We start from the raw sequence: 5,269 nt of genomic DNA, 5'->3' as shown, positions 1-5,269 counted from the left end.
CCAAAGCATCGTGGTTGGAACGCTTAGACAACCTGCTCAAACTGAATATCTGCAACTGTCCGAAGCTCAACACCGACAGCTTCAGCGTCGAGAATCGCGCGCTCTACGCCCATTACAGTTTCGCCTCGAAGACCTCGGCTCCCATCACCAAGGCCACCCTGCTTTTGATGAGCGAGAACGATTGGGACAATGCGCTCAACGACCTGCAGGGCACCCAGGGCTATGAGAATCCGTCGGACGCCTGGCCAGTGCTGATGGCTTCCGACAAGGCCACCGATGTGACGTCGCAGTTGCAGGACGGCACGTTCACTTACACCAAGACCTTCACCAGCGCTGAGCGCGATTGGTATGTGTTGGTGTTTGCCGTGACCGACGCCAATGGCACGTCGATCACTCGCACGGCGTTCCATTCGCAGATCGAGAATGCCGAGCCTACCACCCTGAGCCACACCTACCCCGTGGCTTCGGCTGCCATGGTTGCCGCTGCCACGCCCGCCAAGGGCATGAAGGTGGCCAACGGCAAGGTGCGCGTCAAGGCATCGCAGTCGCTCCGCATTGTGAAATAGCCCATTCCGCCGTGTGCGGACGAAGTGATCCGCATGGGTGATTCTAAAATAAAAGGGAGGCAAGCGCAGATGGATGTGCTTGCCTCCCTTTTTGTAGGTATGCTTGTGCGAAGTGGATGATGCTATTCTCCTGTGCCGGTTAGGCCACCCAGTAGATGTAGCCGAGGGTGATGAGGCTGATGCTGAGCCACAGTAGCACACCCTGGATGAGCGGGCGCAGACCCACGCTGCGGAGCGTTTCGCGCGTGAGCGACGCGCCGATGAAGAACAGCGAGAGAGTGATGAGGTGCTTGGCCAACTTGTTCACCGCGCCACTCATCTGCCCACCCATCGTGGCGGCGGTGTCGCCCAGGAGCGAGGCGTTGCTCAGCACGTAGGTGTTGAAGACGATGGCCACCACAAACCACACGATGAAGGGCGGCACACACTGGTACCAACGCTTCGTGGGGCCGTCGGTCGAGGCGGCCAGTGTCTGGCGGAAGAAGAACGGCGTAACCAAGGCCAGCACCACGATCCACAGGGCGCGCGTCAGCTTGATGGTGGTGGCCACCTCCAAGGCGCTCACTCCCTGCTGGGCAATCAGCTCCGGGTGCATCTGGTCGTAGGCGGCACCTGCGCCCACCACCGACGACGTGTCGTGGATGGCGATGGCCGCCCACATGCCAAACTGCTTCATCGTCATGCCCAAGGCGTCGCCAATGGTGGGGAAGATGAAGAGGGCCACGGCGTTGAGCACAAACACCACACCCAACGCCACCGACATGCTCTCGGCCTTGGCTTTCAGCACCGGGCCGACGGCGGCAATGGCCGATCCGCCACAGATGGCGGTGCCCGACGACAGTAGGTAGCTGGTTTGCGAGTCGACCCCCAGCAGTTTGCGGCCAAACAGCCAACCCAATCCCAACGTGCCAAACACGCTGACGATGGTGAACAGCATGCCCTCGGAGCCCGAGGCAAGCGCTTGGTTGACGTTCATGCCGAAGCCCAGGCCGATGACCGAGTATTGTAGGAGCTTCTTCGACATGGTCTTGTTGAACGTGGGGAACGCCTTGCCAAAGAGCAGGGCGAAGGCGAAACCGATGGCCAGGGCGATGGGCGACGACACCCATTGGGCCACCCATGCCCAGGGACCTAAGTCGACATGAAACACTTCGACCACAAAGCCCATCAACAACGACAGGCCCAACACGGCGACGATCGCTATGTAACAGAGTTCTTTCTTCTGCATCTGATAATCTTTTATTTGCTGTTTGCTTTGTTTGTTTTGCGCGGCAAAGGTACGAAAAATCCTCAGCGCATCGGCCTTTTTGCCCCATGAATATCCGCCAAAACGTAAAATAGCACCTGCAACGCCTCCTTTTGCAGGCGTTGCCGATGCTATTGGTGTATGAATGGTGGAGCGCTCAGGCACATTCTCGCCCGTGGATTCTTGGGGTGCGCCTACGCTCCTGGTGTGTGGCGGGTTACAGGTCCCATCCCACGGCGCTGGCTCCGAGCACAGCGGCCGAGCTGCCGTCGAGCGCGCTCAGCAGGAACTGGGCCTTGCCCTTGTAGATCTTGAGCACGTGCTCGTTGTAGCTTCTCACCAGGGGCTTCATGAGCAGGTCGCCAGCCTTGGTCAGACCGCCGAAGAACACGAAGGCCTCGGGCGAAGAGAAAGTGGCGAAGTTGGCGCAAGCCTCACCCAGCAATTCGCCAGTGAACTCGTAGATCTCCAGGGCCAGCTTGTCGCCCTTCTGGGCGGCGATCGACACATCAAGCGATGTGATGTCCTCCGGATTCATGTCGCGCAACAGCGACGGCGTGTCGCTCTTCTCCAGGAACTCGCGTGCTGTGCGAGCCACACCCGTTGCCGAGCAGTAGGTCTCCAGGCATCCTCTACGTCCGCAACCACAGGGACGACCGTTCTCCGGGCGCACGATGACGTGGCCCAGCTCACCGGCCAGAACGTCGCTGCCGTACACCATCTGGCCGTTGCAGATGATGCCCGATCCCACACCTGTGCCGAGGGTGATCATGATGAAGTTTTTCATGCCGCGAGCCACACCGTAGATCATCTCGCCGATGGCTGCCGCGTTGGCGTCGTTGGTGAGGCCCACAGGGATGCCGCCCAGACGCTCCGAGAACATCTTGGCCAATGGCACAGAGTGGTCGTGTGCCCAAGGAAGGTTGGGGGCGAAGTCGATGCTGCCCGTATAGAAGTTGCCGTTGGGTGCGCCGATACCCATCGCCTTGATCTTCTCGATGCCGCCCACCTGGTCGATGATGATGTGGAGCGCATCGATCGATGCGTTCACATAATCCTCTTCGTTGTCGTAGGCCTTTGTCTTGATGGCTGTCGTAGCCTTGATTTCACCACGCGCGTCGACGATGCCGAACACCGAGTTGGTGCCGCCGAGGTCGAGACCAATGACGTATGGTTTCATTGCGTTCTGTTCGTTCATGATAGTACGTAAGTGTTTAAGTTAAGGGTTTAAGTTGCCGCCCTGATGATGCGATGCGGCTTGCATGTTGCAAAGATAGAGCAGCCTATCTTCTGCAAGGATAGTGCAAATCGAAGGCAGAATATCAAGCTTGCTTGAACATTATGCTGAGATGCAGCCTATCTTCTGCAAAGATAAACTATTTTTTGCAGAGAACTCATCGCTTTGCAGTATTTTTTTTATAAACAAGTGGGAAAAGGTGTGCAAGGCGGTGGGACGGAAGGGTCGGCGTGCGCCTGTAGGACCGTGGGAGCGAAGGCGCAAGACGAATGAAGCTGCTGGACTCCAACGAAATCCGGCAGCTCCGCGATGTGTGCATATTTGTGGTGAATGGGATTGAAATCTAATGATCGATTTGGGATTAAAGTCTCAGAGATCAAGATGAGCGTAGACAAGGTGCTTGCATCTGCTCCAACCGTGTGCTTGCCACTTGTGCCATCCACAACTTGAAAGGCTCTGCCTTGGGAGAAGGAATGGACTGTATAAGACGGAAAAGTTGCTCTGTATCAGCCACATCCGTCAAGCGGAGCTTGCCGTCGGCTGCACGCAATTTCAAACCGTGACAATTTGTCACGGTTTCATTTCCTTCTTGTTTCAGTCTTTGTTTTAACTTTCTCCAATATGCTGCAGGATCTTTGCTTTCGGTCAATACCGCACAAACATCCACTATAGAGAAATACCATTTCTCTTCTTTGTCGTCCCATACGGAGCGTATCTTCTTTTCTTCAAATAATTGAAGGGCTTCTCTCTTTGTCATAAACAAAGTATATAATGATTAGTTACAAAAGTACAAAATATTATTTATACTACAATCGCCCTCTTCGATAATTTATCCGGTGCCCAGCCATTCCATGCTATTTCGGGGTCTCGGGCCATGCGGTGGGCTTTTGTTTCGGTCTAATGACCGATTGGGGAAAATAAGGTGGGGAGGTTGGGGCGCGATGTGAATTTTGGCAACAATCTATATTGGAATCTACATCGTTGTCGGCGACAACGAAACGATTGGGCGGAAATGCGCTATTCTCAGCGATGTTGTGTAACCTATTGGATGCCAAGAAGTTACTGAAAAACGAGCGGATTTTGCGCTCCTGTTTTATCTTTCCACGTTGCGAAACATGCCTAATCGGGCGTCGATACATGGTCTTTTGAGATGCGAAACGTGGTCTTTCGAGGTGCGGTTAGGTAGGTATCGCAACTTGAAAGACGCCTAATGGTGAGCGCGCAACGCAGATGAGGGACGGTGAGTGCGGAAAAACAATGGTTCCGCCATCTGGTTCATCGAAAAACGACGCACAACTTTTGTACCAAAATATCATACAAAACGTGTTGCGCAAGACCGGAGAGACTGGGGATGATGCTTCTCGTAGCGTTCCCAATTGGCCATTCGACCGAAACGGGTGGGGTGGTTTGTTGGTTCTTTTCAACGCATGTCAGCGTTTCTTTCGGCGTGTTGCTTCCAGGCGCGTCTCGCCATAGCCCGCAATGGCTTCACCGCGCCTGTTGCAACCTGCTCGAAACAGACGCTGACAATAATTAGAAATTATTGCTGTCAGGTAAAACTCAAAAGAGCATGAATATCCTTCCCAAAGCCCTGTAAAATAGGACTTCGGGAAGGATTTTTTCAAGAGTAAGCCCCTAATCGAAAAGGGGTATTGTGTTGTATTATATAAATAGCGGATAGTCACTCATCCATATACGCTGTAATCTAGGGTCTACATACTTATAGTTATTATTTCTATCGTGGAAATTTATTTCCCACCTATAAGGCATACCCATATCATCTATTTCCTCTCCGTTATCTTTCTCTCCAAATACGTTACCAGAGCCTCCTGTTATATCAGGTAAATCCTCAATAGAGAGCTTTTCCACAGGCACAGCTTTTTTAGGTTCAAGCTTAATTACAGCACATTCGTCTCTAGAAAACCATATAAGAGCATACTTTTCGGCAGATGGTCTCCTAATCTTAAACTCAGCACCTGAGATAAATGACACTGTACATTTTACGGGATCTGAGTAAACCCCACTATATGCCCCCCAACCATTACCCTTTTGGTGAAGAGTGCGGACAATACATTGTACATCTATTCTTGCAAAAGATGGAATGGGTAGCACTAATGCTATCAAAAGTAATAACAAAGTCTTTTTCATATGTTTAATTTTTAATTACTAAAGTTTCTGATTTAGTTTCAAACGGGCTGAACTAACAGTCACCGGCGCAAA

At 52.8% G+C, this 5,269-nt stretch carries 4 protein-coding genes and 1 pseudogene; 1 reads left to right on the top strand and 4 read right to left on the bottom strand.

Annotated features, from left to right (window positions below; genetic code table 11):
* On the top strand, positions 1-566 hold a 566-nt coding region (locus KM934_RS12290), incomplete at its 5' end, for a hypothetical protein (protein ID WP_215760895.1).
* A gap of 139 nt (positions 567-705) precedes the next feature.
* Here the strand turns inward: KM934_RS12290 and KM934_RS12285 are convergent.
* The 4 genes and pseudogenes from KM934_RS12285 to KM934_RS12270 all read right to left on the bottom strand — a co-directional run bounded on the left by KM934_RS12285 (position 706) and on the right by KM934_RS12270 (position 5,197).
* Positions 706-1,794: a YeiH family protein gene (locus tag KM934_RS12285; RefSeq protein ID WP_215760894.1), complete on the bottom strand. Its 1,089-nt coding sequence runs from the start codon at positions 1,792-1,794 to the stop codon at positions 706-708.
* Between the two features lie 235 nt (positions 1,795-2,029).
* A complete protein-coding gene (locus KM934_RS12280) occupies positions 2,030-3,010 on the bottom strand; it encodes an ROK family protein (RefSeq protein WP_215760893.1) in 981 nt (326 codons plus the stop codon).
* A gap of 433 nt (positions 3,011-3,443) precedes the next feature.
* Positions 3,444-3,806 (bottom strand): annotated as a pseudogene (locus KM934_RS12275) (BRO-N domain-containing protein); the annotation flags it as partial.
* A gap of 905 nt (positions 3,807-4,711) precedes the next feature.
* Entirely contained in the window at positions 4,712-5,197 is a 486-nt protein-coding gene (locus KM934_RS12270; RefSeq protein WP_215760890.1) for a hypothetical protein, read from the bottom strand.
* Positions 5,198-5,269: the final 72 nt, after the last annotated feature.

Source organism: Hallella faecis, assembly GCF_018789675.1.
GTDB classification, from domain to species: domain Bacteria; phylum Bacteroidota; class Bacteroidia; order Bacteroidales; family Bacteroidaceae; genus Prevotella; species Prevotella faecis.
The sequence above is the reverse complement of the archived record's forward strand: the minus strand, read 5'-3'. Positions and strand labels throughout refer to the sequence as shown.

What these genes read in the sequence shown, in the direction of transcription:
- KM934_RS12285 (WP_215760894.1), bottom strand. Translation starts at nt 1,794, where the DNA reads ATGCAGAAGAAAGAACTCTGTTACATAGCGATCGTCGCCGTGTTGGGC.
- KM934_RS12280 (WP_215760893.1), bottom strand. Translation starts at nt 3,010, where the DNA reads ATGAACGAACAGAACGCAATGAAACCATACGTCATTGGTCTCGACCTC.
- KM934_RS12270 (WP_215760890.1), bottom strand. Translation starts at nt 5,197, where the DNA reads ATGAAAAAGACTTTGTTATTACTTTTGATAGCATTAGTGCTACCCATT.